This window comes from Azospirillum brasilense (assembly GCF_003349955.1).
Classification (GTDB): domain Bacteria; phylum Pseudomonadota; class Alphaproteobacteria; order Azospirillales; family Azospirillaceae; genus Azospirillum; species Azospirillum brasilense_B.
Window position 1 is genome coordinate 31950 of record NZ_QLKQ01000056.1, and the last position, 17645, is coordinate 49594.

The 17645-nt window shown below is 67.3% G+C and carries 8 protein-coding genes; 3 read left to right on the top strand and 5 right to left on the bottom strand.

The window, feature by feature from the left end:
- Nucleotides 1-84: 84 nt before the first annotated feature.
- Nucleotides 85-1320 carry an MFS transporter gene (locus DXK32_RS22145; RefSeq protein ID WP_247877279.1) on the bottom strand — a complete coding sequence of 412 codons (1236 nt, stop codon included), beginning with the start codon at nucleotides 1318-1320 and terminating at the stop codon, nucleotides 85-87.
- A gap of 126 nt (nucleotides 1321-1446) precedes the next feature.
- Nucleotides 1447-2298: a helix-turn-helix transcriptional regulator gene (locus tag DXK32_RS22150; protein ID WP_247877280.1), complete on the bottom strand. Its 852-nt coding sequence runs from the start codon at nucleotides 2296-2298 to the stop codon at nucleotides 1447-1449.
- Between the two features lie 956 nt (nucleotides 2299-3254).
- On the opposite strand from DXK32_RS22150, the gene DXK32_RS22155 reads away from it, so the two are divergent.
- Together DXK32_RS22155 and DXK32_RS22160 are read left to right on the top strand one after the other, a co-directional pair.
- Complete coding sequence (locus tag DXK32_RS22155) at nucleotides 3255-3917, top strand: hypothetical protein (RefSeq protein ID WP_114860484.1); 663 nt, start codon at nucleotides 3255-3257, stop codon at nucleotides 3915-3917.
- A 23-nt stretch (nucleotides 3918-3940) separates the two neighbouring features.
- Nucleotides 3941-9832, top strand: coding sequence for a M10 family metallopeptidase C-terminal domain-containing protein (locus DXK32_RS22160; protein ID WP_162801306.1), 5892 nt, complete (start codon nucleotides 3941-3943; stop codon nucleotides 9830-9832).
- A gap of 153 nt (nucleotides 9833-9985) precedes the next feature.
- On the opposite strand, the gene DXK32_RS22165 is transcribed toward DXK32_RS22160, so the two are convergent.
- The 3 genes from DXK32_RS22165 to DXK32_RS33715 form a co-directional block, all read right to left on the bottom strand.
- Nucleotides 9986-11926: a sensor histidine kinase gene (locus DXK32_RS22165; protein WP_247877281.1), complete on the bottom strand. Its 1941-nt coding sequence runs from the start codon at nucleotides 11924-11926 to the stop codon at nucleotides 9986-9988.
- A 4-nt stretch (nucleotides 11927-11930) separates the two neighbouring features.
- Nucleotides 11931-12623, bottom strand: a complete 693-nt coding sequence (locus DXK32_RS22170; RefSeq protein ID WP_114860487.1) for a response regulator — start codon at nucleotides 12621-12623, stop codon at nucleotides 11931-11933.
- 234 nt (nucleotides 12624-12857) lie between these two features.
- Nucleotides 12858-13298, bottom strand: a complete 441-nt coding sequence (locus DXK32_RS33715; protein ID WP_432612358.1) for a pentapeptide repeat-containing protein — start codon at nucleotides 13296-13298, stop codon at nucleotides 12858-12860.
- Between DXK32_RS33715 and DXK32_RS22175 the strand changes: the two genes are divergently transcribed.
- Nucleotides 13204-17645: beta strand repeat-containing protein (locus tag DXK32_RS22175; RefSeq protein WP_247877282.1), on the top strand; the 4442-nt coding region annotated here is incomplete at its 3' end. The two genes, DXK32_RS33715 and DXK32_RS22175, sit on opposite strands and share 95 nt — an antisense overlap.

The window sequence follows — 17645 nt, forward strand, 5'->3', positions numbered from 1 at the left end:
TGAAATCCGCGGCGAGGCTAGAGGAAGCGCCCGGGACGGTCGCCCAATCGCCGAACGCTTCCCATCATCGGGCGAACGGGCCGGTCAGCGCCGGGCGAACGCCAGCGCGCACACCGCGCACAGGATCGCGGCGGCCGCCCAGTAGGGCGCCACCGGCGAGAACTGGTGCAGCGCCGCGCCCAGCAGCGGGCCGGCGGCCATGCCCAGCCCCTGGCCGATGCCGTTGAGGCCGGCGGTCCGGGCCTGCGCGTCCGTCGCCGTGCGCAAGCTGAGCATGGCGAGATTGCCCGGCAGCAGCAGGCCCAACCCGCCGCCCACTCCGGCCATCGCCGCCATCAGAAGGGCGGGCGAGGGCGCCAGCGCCGCCGCCGCCATGGCGAGCGCCGCGATGCCGGCTCCGGCGCGCAGCAGGCGGATGGGGGACCAGTCCAGCCAACGCACCGCCAGCCCCTGCGTCGCCACCATCACCGCCATGGTGAGCGCGAGGATCGCGCCGCCGCGCTGGACCGAGTCCACCGGCGGCAGGCCGAAGCTGTCCTGCAGGCGCAGCGCCGTGACCTGCTGCAGCAGGCTGTAGGCCGTCAGCCCACACAGCGTGATCGCCAGGAATCGGCGGATGTCCGCCAGACGGGGCCATCCCCCCGCCCGGACCGCGGCCGGGCCGTCCGGCCGCGCCGCTCCACGGTCCGGCTCTCCGACGCGGAGCCAGACCGCCAGCGTTCCGGCGGCGATCAGCGCGGCGATGATCAGCAGCGCCGCGATGGGGTCGGTTCCTCCCATCCGCCAAGCGAAGGCCCCACCGAGGATGGCGCCCATCCCGAAGGCGGCGCCCATCATTCCCATGCCGCCGGCCCGCCGATCGGCGCTGGTCAGGTCGGCGAGGACGGCCTGGGCGGCCGGCATGATCCCGGCCGACAGCGCCGACTGGACCAGCCGCGCGGCCAGCAGCAGGGCGAACGCCGCCTCGCCCGACAAGGCGCCATCGGCGTGGCCGGCCAGGATCGAGGCCATCGCCGCCGGAAACAGGGCGGCGGCGCCCAACCCGGCCACCAGAACGCGGCGCCGGCCCCAGCGGTCGCAGACATGCCCCCAGGCCGGTCCGGCGACGACCAGCAACAGGGCGGAGAGGCTGAGCAGCAGCCCTGTCCGCACGTCTCCGAAGCCGAGACCGCGTCCAAGCGGCGGAAGAACGATCAGCAGGAACGAGTGGCCGGCGCCGTTCGCCAGCAAGCCGCCGAGCAGGGCGGCCATGGTGGATGCCGTGCGGTCGGTCGGCTTGCGGGCCGGCTTTGCGGTCATCGCGGTCGTCGTGTTCGTCATGGGAGGTCCGGAGCCGGAGGGAGGGCCGGCCACCCTACGCCCGCCGTTCCGCGGCCGCCGTCATCGGCGGAACGGTGCGGGACAGACGCCGAACGGCCGGGCCCGACGGCTTCAGCAGCGCCGGCCTCAGCAGCGCCGGCGGAACTCGGCCGGGCTGCACCCATGCCGCTCGCGGAAGGCGGACGCGAAATGGCTGGAACTGCTGAAACCGCAGAGGAAAGCGATCTCGGTGACGCTCTGGCCTCCGCTCCTCAGGCAGTGTTCTGCGCGCTCCAGCCGCCGGTCGCGCAGCCACGCAAAGACCGTCTGTCCGTAGGCCTTGCGGAAGCAGCGGTTGAGCCGCGCATGGCTCATCCCCGCCGTCTCCGCCAGCCGGTCCAGCGACGGCGGGTGGCAAAGGTCCGACAGCAGCAGGTCCGCCACCCGGGCCAGACCGCGCCGCTCCCCGTCGTCCAGCACGCCTTCCCTCATCGCACGGTCGGTGAGGGAGCCGTCGTTCGACAGCGGCGCCAGCCAATGCGCCAGCATCCCGAGCGCCGCGCTCTCCGCCATCAGCCGGTCGAGCGGCGAGGTGAGGTCGTTGTCCAGCAGCGGGCGCAGCCGACCGGCGCCGGCCTCCGATCGTCCCAGCCGGACGGCGCGGGTTCCGCCCGGCATCCGGTCCAGGCCGGCGCCGACCAGCGCCTCGCCGACGCGGTCCAGGTCGAACTTGACCGCCAGCATCCCGGCCCGTTCCTGCGCCGGCGTCACACGGGTGATCGGCGCGTCGTCAAGACGGAACAGCCAGACGTCTCCGGCGCGCACCGTGTGGCGTGGGGCCGCGTCGCCGCATCCGAACAGGCTGATGCCTGACAGGCCGAAGGCCAGCACCCCGACCGCCCCGCCATGGTCTATCCGTGACCGGTAATCGCCGCGCAGGCGGCAGTCGCTCCTGGTCAGGCTGATGCCCGACCCGATCCGTCCAATGCGGAATTGCACGGAGCCATCGCGGCAGGGCAGCGCATGGTCGCGCCAACCGGATCCCGGTCCGGCGAGACGGGCCAGCAAGGACGGGTCGACCTGGAACACATCCTGTCTGGTCTCACAAAGACAGTCCATGACATCCACCGGAAAAGGCTGGGGGAATGATGAGGAACAGTGGGCGCGGCGGGAAGGGCGACGACGCAGACGAAAATGCTATTGATAATCATTATCACTTCTTACCGAACGGCGCCAGCCTCGAAATCCTCCAAACATATGCGCTCTGCCCGTCTGGCGTTCATGCCATGAACCAGAAGGAGCTGCGCCGCCGCGTCCTTCTCGCAGCCTGATCCACGCAAAGTGCGGGAGAACCGGGGAACGGGGACCACCTCAGCGGCGGCCTGTTGGCGTCGGATCTCTACTTTGCGCGCTTCGCCGACAACCTTCATCTGCGTTTCCGTGGGCGGTCGGACGAGGTGACCCCATTCCGCTCTGCTCTCTGTCCGGGAACTCATCGTCGACAAAGGTGACGGACAGGCCGGCGGCGATCCGAAAAAGGGCGGTTGACGAGCATCGTTCATCCCCTCCAGTGGCAATATGTCTCACCGTAATTCTCTTTTTAATAGAAGTTCTGTGACGGTCATCACATCGTTATGTATGCGCTCGTGACAGTGTATTCCCGGTTGAGTGGCGCTGTGCAAGGCAGTCCATGCAGCGGAGAATGGGCGGAATATGCATTGTTTCTGGACCGGAGGGATAGGAAGCGCAGCTGGGAAGCCTCAACGCGGGCAGCCGACAGGGCGCTGATTTTGAGAAGGGCTGCGGATCTTGTCCCTTCTTAGTGAAATAAGTCCCTTGGGTTGTCGTGAATTACCAAATGTTCAGGAAGTGATCTTCCTTTCAGGAGATTTGTGATTGCAAATAAATCTTTTGAGAAAACACATGCCAGGAACGCATGACATGGAAGATGGCGAATGGTGATTTTCGCGCAAAAATTCTCTGTTTTCGCAACAGCCCTGCGAATGATTGGGCGGCAGACGATGATCGGATTTGCTGACTGGCTGGGCTCATCGTTGGACGCTCCGGCCCAGCGGGGTCCGCTCAATGGAAAGCGCGCCTCTCAGCCGGTGCGCGTGGGCGCGGGCAGGGCCATCGGATGCCTTGCCCTAGCCTTGGCCTTGTCATTTACCTGGAGAGTGGGCATGGCGTCTCCTGTGCTGGCTTACATGGGCATCGAACGGATCGTGGTGATTTGCCGGGTCGATCCGGCCGATGCCGGTGCCTTGACCGCGGCTGCGATGGGTGAGCAAGCGCGCGGAATCATTGCCGAAGGATTGCCGCAAGCGCGCCGGCCGGTGGCCGTGGTTTCGGCGGGCGACCCGGCAATCATCGATCCGGCGGCCCTGGTCGTGACGATCCATGCCAACGCGGCGGCGGACCCGGCGCGTCCCGGACTGGCCGCGGTCGCGGTTTCCGTGCACCGGCCGGGGCAGGTGAGCGACGCGATCCCTTTGTTTCTCGCCGCACCGGCGGCCTTCGAGGCCGGCTCCGGCGACGCCGCAATGAAGCGGGCGTTGCGAGCGCTTCTTCTGCCGGCGGTCGTCGAACCGCTGATGTCCATGCCTAACGCGCGTTGAATGAACTCGTGGGAGCGCTGACCATGCCATACGACCAACTGGACACCACGTCATCCTCCGACACCGGATCGGCCTCCGACCAGTTTGCACCGCATTACGCGCAATGTGGCTGCGCCCAATGCCAATCGGCGCTTGGGGAACTGTCGTCGTTCACCGCCGCTTCCCTGGATCCGGTTTCGGCGGTCATTCCTTCGGGCAACACGAACATCGACGCGCTGCTTGCGGGCAACGTGTACCGTTGGAATTACGGTTCAGCGCTCGGCAGCGCCGTGAACCTTACCTACAGCTTCCTGACGAGCGTGCCGAGCTACTACGGTTCCTCCGCGGCCGAGCGGACCGGATTCCAGGCGGTGACGGCGGCCATGCAGACGGGCATCCAGAACGCCCTGGCCTTTTACGAGCAGGTCGCCAACGTCAAGTTCACCTACGACGCGTCGGGCAACGGCAACCTGACCTTCGGGCAGTGCGCCATGGGCTCCAGTTCGTCAGCCTACGCCTACTACCCGATGACAGGCGGGCAAAGTGTGGCCGGCGACGTCTGGTACAATGTGAACTACGCTCCCAACCAGACGCAGACGGCCGGCAGCTTTGGCTACATGACCACGCTGCACGAGATCGGCCATGCCCTGGGGCTGAAGCACCCTGGCAACTACAACGCCGGTGGCGGCGGCACCGCTGGTCCCTATCTGCCGTCTTCGACCGACAACGTCAAATACACGGTGATGTCCTATTACGGCGGGACCCTTTCGCTCGCCAACCCGCAGACGCTGCAACTGTACGACATCCAGGCGATCCAATATCTGTATGGGGCGAACACGTCCTGGCACAGCGGCGATGACACCTACACCGTCTCGAACTCGTCGCCGCTGGTGATGACGATCTGGGACGGCGGCGGCACCGACACGATCGACGCCTCCAACCAGTCCCACGCCGTTGCGATCAACCTGAACGCCGGCGCTTTCAGTTCGATCGGTGTCAACGCCAGCGGCGCCGCGGCCAGCCAGAACATCGCCATCGCCTACAACGTCACCGTCGAGAACGCCATCGGCGGCAGCGGGAACGACACCCTGATCGGCAACGCGGCGGACAACACGCTGACGGGCGGCAGCGGCAACGACACGATCAACGGCGGCGGCGGTTCCGACACCGCCGTCTTCACCGGCAACCGGTCCGAATATGGCACCACCCTGTACAACGGCACGGTAACGGTCTCCGACCGGACCGGCGGGCGGGATGGAGTCGACACCCTGACGAACATTCAGTTTCTGAAGTTCGCCGACCAGACGGTGTCGACCGATACGCTGCAGCCGAACAGGGCTCCAATCGCGACCGGCCTGTCGCAGACGGTGCTCATCGGCCAGACGGTTGCTCTGTCTATGCTGGTCAGCGCCACCGACGCCGACGGCGACGCGCTGAGCTATTACATCACCGATCCTTCGGGGGCCGGACGGCTCAACCTGAACGGCGCCGTCAACGTGCTGGGCGCGACCCAGCAGGCGGCCGGCAATTACCAAGTCTCCGCCGCCGATTTCGTCAAGCTGACCTACACCGGCAATGGCGCTGAACAGCTGAAAATCTGGGCCTACGACGGGATGCAGTGGAGCGCCGCGACGGCGGCGACGGTGATCAACAGCGCTCCCACGGCGACCGCGACGCCGCGCGGTGTGGCGCTCGGCCAGACGGTGGCCGTGTCCACGCTGGTCAGCGCCACCGACGCCGACGGCGACGCGCTGAGCTACTACATCAGCGACCCGTCGGGGGCCGGACGACTCAACCTGAACGGTGCCGTCAACGTGCTGAGCGCGACCCAGCAGGCAGCCGGCAATTACCAAGTCTCCGCCGCCGACTTCGCCAAGCTGACCTACACCGGCAACGGCGCCGAGGCTCTGACCGTCTGGGTTTACGACGGAGCGCATTGGAGCGCCGCGACGACGGTTTCGGTGTTCAACCGCGCACCCACCGTGACCGCGACGCCGCGCGGCGTGGGCCTCGGCCAGACGGTGGCCGTGTCCACGCTGGTCAGCGCCACCGACGCCGAGGGCGACGCGCTGAGCTATTACATCACCGACCCGTCGGGGGGCGGGCGGCTGAACCTGAACGGCGCCGTCAACGTGCTGACCGCGACCCAGCAGGCGGCGGGCAATTACCAGGTCTCCGCCGCCGACTTCGCCAAGCTGACCTACACTGGCGGCGGTGCCGAAGCGTTGACCGTCTGGGCCTACGACGGGGCACAATGGAGCGCCGCCACAACGGTGTCGGTGAGCAACCGCGCGCCCACCGTCACCGCGACGCCGCGCGGCGTGGGCCTCGGCCAGACGGTGGCGATGTCCACGCTGGTCAGCGCCGCCGACGCCGACGGCGACGCGTTGAGCTACTACATCACCGACCCGTCGGGGGCCGGGCGGCTGAACCTGAACGGCGCCGTCAACGTGCTGACCGCGACCCAGCAGGCGGCGGGCAATTACCAGGTCTCCGCCGCCGACTTCGCCAAGCTGACCTACACTGGCGGCGGTGCCGAAGCGTTGACCGTCTGGGCCTACGACGGGGCGCAATGGAGCGCCGCCACAACGGTGTCGGTGAGCAACCGCGCGCCCACTGTCACCGCGACGCCGCGCGGCGTGGGGCTTGGCCAGACGGTGGCCGTGTCCACGCTGGTCAGCGCCACCGACGCCGACGGCGACGCGTTGAGCTACTACATCACCGACCCGTCGGGGGCCGGCCGGATCAACCTGAACGGCGCGGTCAACCAGCTGACCGCGACCCAGCAGGCGGCCGGCAACTATCAGGTTTCCGCTGCCGACTTCGCCAAACTGACCTACACCGGCAACGGCGCCGAGGCGCTGACCGTCTGGGCCTACGACGGGGCGCAATGGAGCGCCGCAACGACGGTGTCGGTGAGCAACCGCGCGCCCACCGTCACCGCAACACCAACGGCGCTGGGCCTCGGCCAGACGGTGGCGATGTCCACCCTGGTCAGCGCCACCGACGCCGAGGGCGACGCGCTGAGCTACTACATCACCGACCCGTCGGGGGGCGGGCGGCTGAACCTGAACGGCGCGGTCAACCAGCTGACCACGACCCAGCAGGCGGCCGGCAACTATCAGGTTTCCGCCGCCGACTTCGCCAAGCTGACCTACACCGGCGGCGGCAGCGAGGCACTGACCGTCTGGGCCTACGACGGGTTGCAGTGGAGCGCCGCCACGGGAGTGTCGGTAACAGTGATCAACAGCGCCCCCGTCATCACAGGGTCGTCGAATGCGTTGGGCCTTGGCCAGACGGTGGCGATGTCCACGCTGGTCAGCGCTTCGGACGCCGACGGTCAGGCGCTGAGCTACTACATCACCGACCCGTCGGGGGCCGGCCGGCTGAACCTGAACGGCGCCGTCAACCAGCTGACCGCGACCCAGCAGGCGGCCGGCAACTATCAGGTCTCCGCCACCGACTTCGCCAAGCTGACCTACACCGGCGGCGGCGGCGAGCAACTCAAGGTCTGGGTCTATGATGGGTTGCAGTGGAGCGATGCTGCGGCGGTGACGGTGACCAACAGCGCGCCCACCGTCACCGCGGTGTCGCGGATGCTGAATATCGGTCAGACGGTGGCCGTGTCCACGCTGTTCAGCGCCACCGACGCCGAGGGCGACGCGCTGGTCTATTACATCTCCGACCCGTCGGGGGCTGGCCAGCTCAACCTGAACGGCGCGGTCAACCAGCTGAGCGCGACCCAGCAGGCGGCCGGCAACTACCAGGTTTCCGCCGCCGACTTCGCCAAGTTGACCTACACCGGCGGCGGCACCGAGCAATTGAAGGTCTGGGCCTACGACGGGTTGCAGTGGAGCGCTGCGGTGACGGCGGCGGTGACCTACAGTGCCCCCATCGTTACCGCGACGCAACTGGCCTTGGCCGTTGGCCAGACGGTGGCTGTTTCCACGCTGGTCACCGTCGCCGGCGCCGACGGCGACGCGCTGAGCTACTACATCACCGACCCGTCGGGGGAAGGGTGGATCAACCTGAACGGCGCGGTCAACCAGCTGAACGCGACCCAGCAGGCGGGGGGCAATTATCAGGTCTCCGCCGCCGACTTCGCCAAACTGACCTACACCGCCGACGGAAACGAAGAGTTGAAGATTTGGGCCTATGATGGATTGAGGTCGGGAGAACCGGTAACGGCGAAAATCACCAACAACGTTTCCGTGTTCAACCGCCGGCCCATCGTGACACCCAATGCGCCGTTGCGGACAAAGATCGGGGAGGAGGTGTACCTCTCCAGCTTGTTCAGCGTCATCGATCCTGATGGCGATCCGATAACGAACTATTACGTCCGTGATCGTGATTCGATCGACCAGGGGGTCCTGAACCTGAACGGTGCCATCAACATGTTGAGTCAAGCTGAGCAAAACAAAGGTTACTATCAGTTTTCCGCTGAAGACTTTGCCAAGGTCACATTTAGAAACCCCGGTGGTGCCTTTCTGAATGTCAAAGCCTCTGATGAACAGGGCTGGAGCAAGTTGGAACTCCTCACGCTGATCAACGCCTCGCCAGTCATCAAGGCGCTTCCGCGGTCGGTCAAGGTTGGCGAGACGATCAGTCTCGCTTCCCTGTTCACCGATATCCCGGACTACGAAGGCGACCCGGTGGTCAGTTACCTCATCAGAGGCCCGTACGGCAGCGATAATCTCGTAAACCTGGACGGCACCGATGGCCGGATCAACCTGAACGGCGCTGTAAATCTGCTTACTTGGGACAGTGCCCCATATGGCCAGTATCGCGTTTCTGCGGCCGACATCCATAAGGTTACGTACACGGGCGCCGGCGGCGAAACCATGATAACCATAGCTCCGTACGATGAGCAATCGAGTGGCTATGGAGAGTTCATACATCTGACCAACGCCGCACCGTTTGTCGAAGCGCTGCCGCAGACGCTCGCGAACAATCAGAGGGTCAGTGCTTCCACCCTGTTCAGCGTGATCGATGCGGACGGGGACGTGATGACGCGTTACGCCATCAGGGATCCGGCGGGTGCTGGCTCGGTCAACTTGAACGGTGCCACCAATCTGGCGAGTGTGGCCGACCAGGCGCTTGGCGTCTACGAGTTCTCCGCCGCCGACCTCGCAAGGGTCACCTACACAAGCGGTGGCCGCGAGGCACTGCGCATCCGGGCTTATGACGGGGGGCAGTGGAGCGACGAGGCGGCGGTGCTGATGAACAATGGCGCCCCGGTTCTGACGTCGGTGCCTCATACGCTGAAGGCCGGGCAGACCGTCGGCATGTCCACCCTGTTCAAGGTCGCCGATACGGGCGTGAACCCGGTCACGCGCTACGCCATCCAAGACCCGGCGGGCGGCGGTACGGTGAACCTGAACGGGGCCATCAACATGGCAAGCGCGGGGGATCAAGCCGCCGGCATTTCCTGGATTTCGCAGGCCGACATCGGGAAGGTGACCTATACGGGCGGTGCGACCGAACAGGTTAAGGTTTCAGCCTATGATGGCGTCCAGTGGGGCGCCACGACGACGGTGTCACTGATCAATCAAGCGCCGGTGGCGACCATGAAGACCGGGGTGGATAACTCCTTCTCCGGCCTCTACGTCTATAGTGGTGAACCCTTCCTCCTCACCGGCGCATTCTACGTCTTTGATCCGGAGGGCGATGATATAACCCACTATCGGATCGACGCTCCGTCCGTACTCGGCACCATGAATCTGAACGGCGCCACCAATTTGGCGAGTGCGGCTGACCAGGCTTTGGACAGATACATAGTGTCCGCCGATGATATCGGAAAAGTGGAGTTTGCTTTTTTCTCTGACATATCTGTGATCGGAAGCCCTCTTCCATCCGGAAGATACATGGATTTTTACGCTTACGACGGCGCGCAATGGAGCCAGGCGACCGGTATTGGATTGGCGCATCTCTTCTGACCAGATTGAGAATGCGGCCAGCCCACAACATGGAATAGAACTTTCCTTCCGCATTTCTGGGGTTCGACAGAGCGGACTATGGGATTGCGGTCTCTGTCGAGGCGCGGTTCAAGGGCCGCCGCCCGGCCAAGCCAGAGCGCGCTGCAAGCTCCATTACGTCATCCGACGCTCGGCCGCGGGGCCCGTGCGCCTCGGCAGATCGACGACGACGGAGGTGCCGTCCGCCTGCGTGTCGATGGCAAGGCGGGCACCGATGGCCTGGGCCCGCCGCCTCATGTTGGCAAGGCCGTAGCCGCCGGGGCGGTCGGCCGCGCCGCCGGATCCGTCGTCGGCGACCACCACGCGCACCCCGTCGTCTGTCGGCAGGATCTCGATCGTCACCCGGTCGGCCCCCGAATGTCGGGCGGCGTTGATGGTCGCCTCCTGGAGCAGGCGGAACAGCTCCAGCGCCGTCGAGGACGACCAGCCGGACGCCTCGGGCAGGGCGTGCATCCGCCAATCCAAGGTGATGCCGAGAGCGCGAAGCTGGGGTTCGATGTGATCCCGGAAGTTCGCCAGCATCATGCCGGGGTCGTCGCCCACCTCGGCCATCGAGGCGATGACCAGACGCAGGTCGATCAGCGCCTGGCGCGCCGCGCTGCCGAGGTCGCGGGCGTCGGCGCCTGTCCGGCCGCTGAGCGCCACCATCGACACCAGCTGGCCGGCGAGACCGTCGTGAAGGTCGCGGGTGAGGCGCGAGCGTTCCGCCTCGAGCGCGATGGCCCTCTCCTGGGCCTGCTCGCGGGTCAGGCTGACACGCAAGGCCGCCTCCGCGTCGGCGATTTCCCGGCGCAGCTTGGCGTTGAACTGGTCCACCGCGTTGAGGGCCGTCGCGAAACGCCACATCAGAACGGTGCTGGTGACGCTGAGGACCATCAGCACGGGGATCGAAAACGGGCTGATGAACAGGGGCTCTCCGGTGGCGCCGTAGAGGGATGCCGCCTGATGAACGAGCGTCAGCACCGCCAGCAGCGTGGCGCCCAGGATCACATGGGCCGCGTCGTTGTGGTGCCGGATCGCGGCGTGGACGAGCACCGCGACGGCGATGGCGCTCAGGACCATGGCGATCGGCAAGGCAATGAACCAGATCAGCGTCTGGAGCTGCTCAGGCGGCAGGAGGAAGAATCCCGCGGTCGTCCCGAACGGCAACACGGCCAGCAGAAGGGTGGCGGGCGGCAACCGGCGGCCGGCGAAGCTGAGGGCGAACGGAATCAGCAGCGCCGTCACCCAGGAGAAGGACAGGTTGGACAGCCACATGACCGAGGGCAGGACAAGCGAGTCCGGCAGGACCAGCGCCAGATGGCTTATGGAGTTGAAGAACAGAATACCGGCGAACACGATGTAGAACAATTCGGACCGGCGGGCGGCCCAGACGATCACCAGCAACACCCCGAAGGCGATCTCCCAGGCGAACAGAAGCTGGGGCAGCGTAATCAGGAGAAAGTTGTGCCACTGGTACACCGGCCGCAGCAGGCCGTCCGGCCCGGCATGGATGCGGCCCAGATAGCTTTTCTTGCCGAACGCCATCACCGTGCGGATCTCCACGGTGTTGACGCCGTCCTTCAGCAGAGGCGCCGGAATCGGGATGATGGCCGGCCAGATCAGGGTGACGATCTGGCCGGAATGCCTCCACTCGCTGTCGTACAGCAGGACGTCGTTGAGCCGGACGAGGATGCGGCCGGAATAGCGCGACACCAGAACGGACCATGGGGTTTCGCCGTCGGGAGAGCGGCCTTCCGGAGAGCGATCCTCCGGGGAATGAACAAAGTCCATCCGGTAAAGACCGCCGCCGAAGCGGCCCGCGCCGGGCACCGCCATGCTGTGGGGCAGCGAGACGGCGGTTTCCGGACCATCCACCGGCCGGTCGAGGTCCACCAGCGGTTTGAACAGGGCGCGATCGAGGGCAACGCCGCCCTCGGGTGGCGGCAATTGAAAGAAGCGGACGGCGATGCCCAGCGCGAGAATGGTCAGGTAGAAGAGGGCGAGAGCGCCGCGCCGCCGCGCCAGCGATCCCGCCATCCCATCCCGGCGGACCCCTGCGAGACCGGCGCTCACCGCCTCACTCTCCGAGCCGGATCAGCTTGCGCTCGATCGCTTCGAAGATCGCCTCGGAGCGCGAATTGACCTCGAGTTTGCGGTAGATGTTCTTGATGTAGGAGGGCACGGTCTGCCGCGACAGGCCCAGCCGGTCGGCGATGTCGTTGTAGGTGAATCCCTTGGCGATGCCCCACAGGATGTCGGTCTCGCGCGGCGTCAGCAGCGGCGCCGGCTTCTTCGCCGGGCTGAACGAGCCGTCCTGGACCCGCCGGATGATGTAACGGGCGATGGAGGCCGAGATGGGCGACCGACCCTCGATCAGGTCATGGACCGCCTCGACCATGTCCACGGGCTGGGAATCCTTGAGGATGTAGCCCGACGCCCCGGCGCGGATCGCCGTCACCACGCTGTCCTCGTCGCCCAGCACCGAGATCACCATGATCTCGGTGGCCGGGTAACGCTCCCGCACCTCGCGGATCAGTGCGGCGCCGTGGCCGTCGGGCAACCGCAGGTCGGTGACCAGGACGGTCGGGAGAAACCGTTCGCAGGCGGTCCGGGCCTCCGCCAGCGTGCCGGCGACCGCCTGCAGCTCGATGCCGCGCCCGGCCATCAGGGTCTCCGCCAGATGATCGCGCGTCGGCGGATCGTCCTCGACCAGAACGACCGTGACGTGGCGGGAACCGGAAAGCGGTTCGTCGGCCGGGCGCGATGCCATGGACTGTCTGCGATCCTCGAACGGCATGGCTCGGACCGGCTGCCGCCGCCGCCATCATGCGTGAAACCTGGGGTATCCGCCGGAGACGATAATCGGCGCTCACCGCGCCAACAACCCCCTATCGAGGGTGGCGAGGCCGCTCCCCCTATTCATGGGGGGCTCCGGACGGAGAGCGGAAGGGACGTTTACCCCCCTATTCATGGGGTGCCGGTCCTTTGACTACCCCCGTATGGTCTATAACCATTGAGTGTTCCGACAGGACGCGCCGCAACTTTTTCCTGGATCGCCCCGCATCGTCGCGGTGAGCGGTCCGGGAGTGCCCGCGTCGGCGGAGCGCCGGCACGCGGAACGACAGGGGTGCGCTGTGAACGGAAAGACGTGTCCTGCCAAGACGGCTCCGGCCAAATCTGCTCCGGCCAAGTCTGCTCCAGCCAAGTCTGCTCCAGTTGCGCCCGCCGGCGCCCCTAAGGCGAAGCGGCGCCATGCTTTCCCCTCCGCACTCGCGGTCTGGCCTGTCCCGCGTTGCTTCTCCGGACCGTCCCCGAACGGGCGGCCGCTGGCCAGACTGTCGCTGGGGCTGATGACCAGCGTCGCCCTGATGGCCAGCGCCATCGTGCCGGTCGCGGCGCAGTCCCTGCCGTCCGGCCCGTCGGTCGCCGCCGGGGCGGTGTCCATCGCCACGCCCTCGGGCACCAGCGTCATCATCGACCAGTCCTCCAAGAACGCGGTCATCAACTGGAACAGCTTCTCCATCGGCAAGGGGAACAGCGTCGCCATCAACAACGGCGGCGGCGCGACGCTGAACCGGGTCACCGGCAACATCCCGTCGCGCATCGACGGTTCCCTGACGGCCACCGGCTCGGTCTATCTGGTCAACCCCGCCGGCGTGGCGGTCGGGCCGACCGGCAAGGTCCTCGCCGGCGGGTCCTTCACCGCCTCCACCCTCGACGTTTCGGACACGGCGTTCCTGAAAGGCGGGGACAAGACCTTCTCCGGCACGTCCAAGGCGACGGTGACCAACGCCGGCTCGATCGGTTCGCTGGGCGGTGACGTGGCGCTGATCGCGCGCGAGGTCGGCAACAGCGGCACCATCACCGCCCCCAACGGCACGGTGGGCCTCGCCGCCGGCTACGAGGTGCTGGTGAAGGATGGTGCGGTCGAGGGCGGCAAGTTCCACGTCAAGGTCGGCGGGGCCGACACCGCGGCGGCGACCTCCGGTCGGATCACCGCGGCGGCGGCGGAGATCCGCGCCAACGGCGGCAACGTCTACGCCCTGGCCGGCAACACCGGCGGCGTGATCGCCGCCACCGGAACCGCCAGCGTCGGAGGGCGCGTCTTCCTGACGGCCGGCGACAGCGGCACGGTCGAGGCCGGGGGCAGCATCACCGCGACCCGGACGGCGGAGAACGGCGCCGTCCAGGGCGGCGACATCCGGGTGTCCGGCGGCAAGACCACGGTCAGCGGAGCGCTGTCGGCAAAGGGCGCTGCCGGCAAGGGCGGCACCGCAGGCAAGGGCGGCACGGTGGCGGTGACCGGCGCGGCGGTGACGCTGACCGGCACGGCTTCGCTGGACGCCTCGGGCGGCCGTGGCGGCGCGGTGGTGGTCGGCGGCGACTACCAGGGCGGCAAGGACGCGGCCAGGAAGACGCTCAAGGAGACGGTGGCGAACGCGAAGACGACCACCGTCGCCGCCGGGGCGCGGCTGTCCGCCGATGGCATCGCCGGGGATGGCGGCAGCGTCGTGGTGTGGTCGGACGAGCGCACGGACTTCGCCGGCACGATCGCGGCGCGGGGCGCCGGGACGGGCGGCAACGGGGGCAGTGTCGAGGTGTCGGGCAAGGCGCTGCTGTCCTTCACCGGAACCGCCGATCTGAGGGCGGCGTCGGGAAAGACCGGGACGCTGCTGCTCGACCCCTACAACCTGACGATCTCCGCCGCGGCGGACGGCAACGTCTCGGGTCTGTCCGCCAACGGCGACGACAGCGTGCTGAGCGTTGCCACCCTGACGGCGGCCCTGGCCTCGGCCAACGTCACCGTGACCACCGGCTCCGGCGGCAGCCAGGCCGGCACCATCACCGTGGCGGCGCCGGTGGCGTGGTCCGCCGACACGGTGCTGACCCTGGCCGCGGACGGCGACATCGTCGTCAACGCCCCGATCACTGCGACGGGAAGCGCCGCCGGGCTGGTCCTCCAATACGGTGCGGGCAAGGGATACAGCTTCGGCAGCGCCGGATCGGTGACGCTGTCGGGCGCCAACGCCACGCTGCGGATCGGCGAGACCGGGGCGCTCCAGTCCTACACCCTGATCCACGACATGGCGGCGCTCGACGACATCGAGACCACCGGACCGTCGGGGCGTTACGCGCTGGCACAAAGCCTGGACGCGGCGGGAACGACCTACACCGCCGCGGTGGTGGCCGGCACCTTCACCGGAACCTTCACCGGTCTGGGCAACAGCATCGCCAACCTGACGATCAACGCCCCCGACACCGATGACGTCGGCCTGTTCGGGACACTCGGCAGCGGCAGCAGCCTTCGCGACATCGGCCTCGTCAACGCCACCGTGATCGGCAAGAGCAGAGTCGGCGGGCTTGCCGGCGCCACCCTCGGCACCGTGGCGCAGGCCTACGTCGCGGGGGGAAGCGTGACGGGAAGCGAGTGGGTCGGCGGCCTCATCGGCGCCAACGACCATGGCGTCATCGGGCAGTCCTACGCCACGGGCAACGTGACGGGAAGCGGGTCTTACGTCGGTGGGCTCGTCGGCGGGTCCTCGAACGCAACCTACGAAACCGTCCACGCGACCGGCACGGTCGTCGGCTCCGAATCGGTTGGCGGTCTCATCGGCGACAGCGACAGCGACAGCATCACCAAGGCCTTCGCGACCGGGAGCGTGAGCGGCGCGTCCACCGTCGGTGGCCTGATCGGCGCCCTGCGCGGAGGGGCGGGATCGCTTTCGGAGAGCTATGCGATCGGTGACGTCACGGCGACGGTGAACAAGGCCGGAGGGCTGCTCGGCGGGGCCGAGGACGCCTCCGTGAGCAAGGTCTACGCCACCGGATCGGTCACCGGCACCATCAGCGCCGACGATGGCGAGCATTTCATCGGCGGTCTCGTGGGCGACAGCTTCTACGCCTCGATCAGCGACGCCTACGCCACGGGACGGGTGACGCTGAGCGCCACCTGCACGTCGAGCAACTGCAAGGCGGGCGGGCTCGCCGGCCGGCAAGCCAACGGCACCATCCGCGACAGCTATTGGGACAAGGGCACGACGGGCCAAGCCGGCGACATCGGCGACGGCAGCGGCTCCAACAACGTCGGCATCGAAACGGACGACGCCTTCTCCGCCGTGTCCTACGCCTCCTTCAACTTCGCCAACGCTTGGTACATGGTCGAAGGCCAGACACGGCCCTTCCTGCGCTCCGAACAGTCCACCACGATTTTCAACGCCCACCAGCTTCAGCTGATGCAACTCGATCTGTCGGCCGCCTACACGCTGGCGGCTGACATCGACGCCGGCGAGACCGGCGGCAGCAACGCCTCCGGCATGTGGCGCATCGGCGGAAACCGGCACGGGTTCCTGCCGGTCGGGGACGGCTCGGCGGCGTTCACCGGCTCGCTCGACGGCCAGGGCCACGTCATCCGGGGGCTGACGATCGCTCCCGCCGATTACAGCGCGAACCACGGGCTGTTCGGCGTCGTCGGCGCGGCCGGCTCGATCCATAACCTCGGCCTGCTTGATGTTTCCATAACGGGTAACGGAATCACGGTCGGCGGGCTCGTCGGCGAGAACAACGGCACCATCACCAACGCCCACGTGACGGGGAGCGTCCAGGGGCTTTCCGTCGGGGGCCTCGTCGGCAGGAACACCGGGACCATCGCCCAGTCCTATTCCACGGCGAGCGTGGAGGCGCCCGCGCTCGGCGGTGACGAGATCGGCGGCCTGGTCAGTGAAAACGCCGGCACGATCACCCAATCCTACGCGACCGGGAACGTGACGGGGCGGAGCACGGTCGGCGGCTTCGTCGCCAAGAACTCCGGCGCCATCAGCCAGTCCTACGCGACCGGAGCGGTGACGGCGACCATCGGCACCGACACCGGTGGTTTCGCCGGCCTGAATTCGGGCAGCATCTCCCAATCCTACGCGACCGGCGGCGCCGTTTCCGGCAACATGTCGGTCGGCGGCCTTGTCGGAATGAACAGCGGTTCGATCGACCAGTCCTACACCACGAAGGCCGTATCGGGCTCATCGCTCATCGGTGGCTTCGCGGGATATTACGTCGGCGGCACCATCACCTCCTCCTACTTCGACACCACCACCAGCGGGACGACCGAGCACGCCGGCTCCCAATCCACCCTGGTGGGGGTGACCGGCCTGACGACGGCGCTGTTCCAGGATACAGCGTCCTTCATGGCGGGAGCGACCGGCTGGGACTTCGACACCGTGTGGGCGCCGCCGAGCGGCGGCTACTATCCCGTGCTCTACAGCATGGTCCCGGTGACCTGGGTCAAGGCGGTGTCGGCGACCTCGGTCTACGGCAGCAGTTCGGGCACGATCAGCGCGGTGGGCGCGCACAGCGCCCCCGGCGCGTATGTCTTCGGCAAGGCGGACGACAGCCTGTCGCTGGTGGGCGGGACGATCACCGTCGATGCGACCACCGGCGTTTCGGCAACACCGACCATCACCAGCCTGACCACGGCGAACGTCATGGTCACCAGCGCCAAAGGCGCGGCGTATCGTGTCTTCTATTACGGAGATGTTGCCCAGACCGTAACCCCGGCGGCGTTGACCATCACGGCCGATGCGGCGAGCAAGACCTACGGCGATGCCGCAACTCTGACCGGCTTCACCACGTCCGGCCTGAAGAACAGCGACGGCGTGACGGGTGTGACGCTGACCAGTGCCGGCACGGCAGCCACCGCCGGGGTGGGCGGCTACGCCATCACGGCATCGTCGGCCCAGGGCAGCGGCCTGTCGAACTACACGATCACCTACGCTGGCGGGACGCTGACGGTCGATCCGGC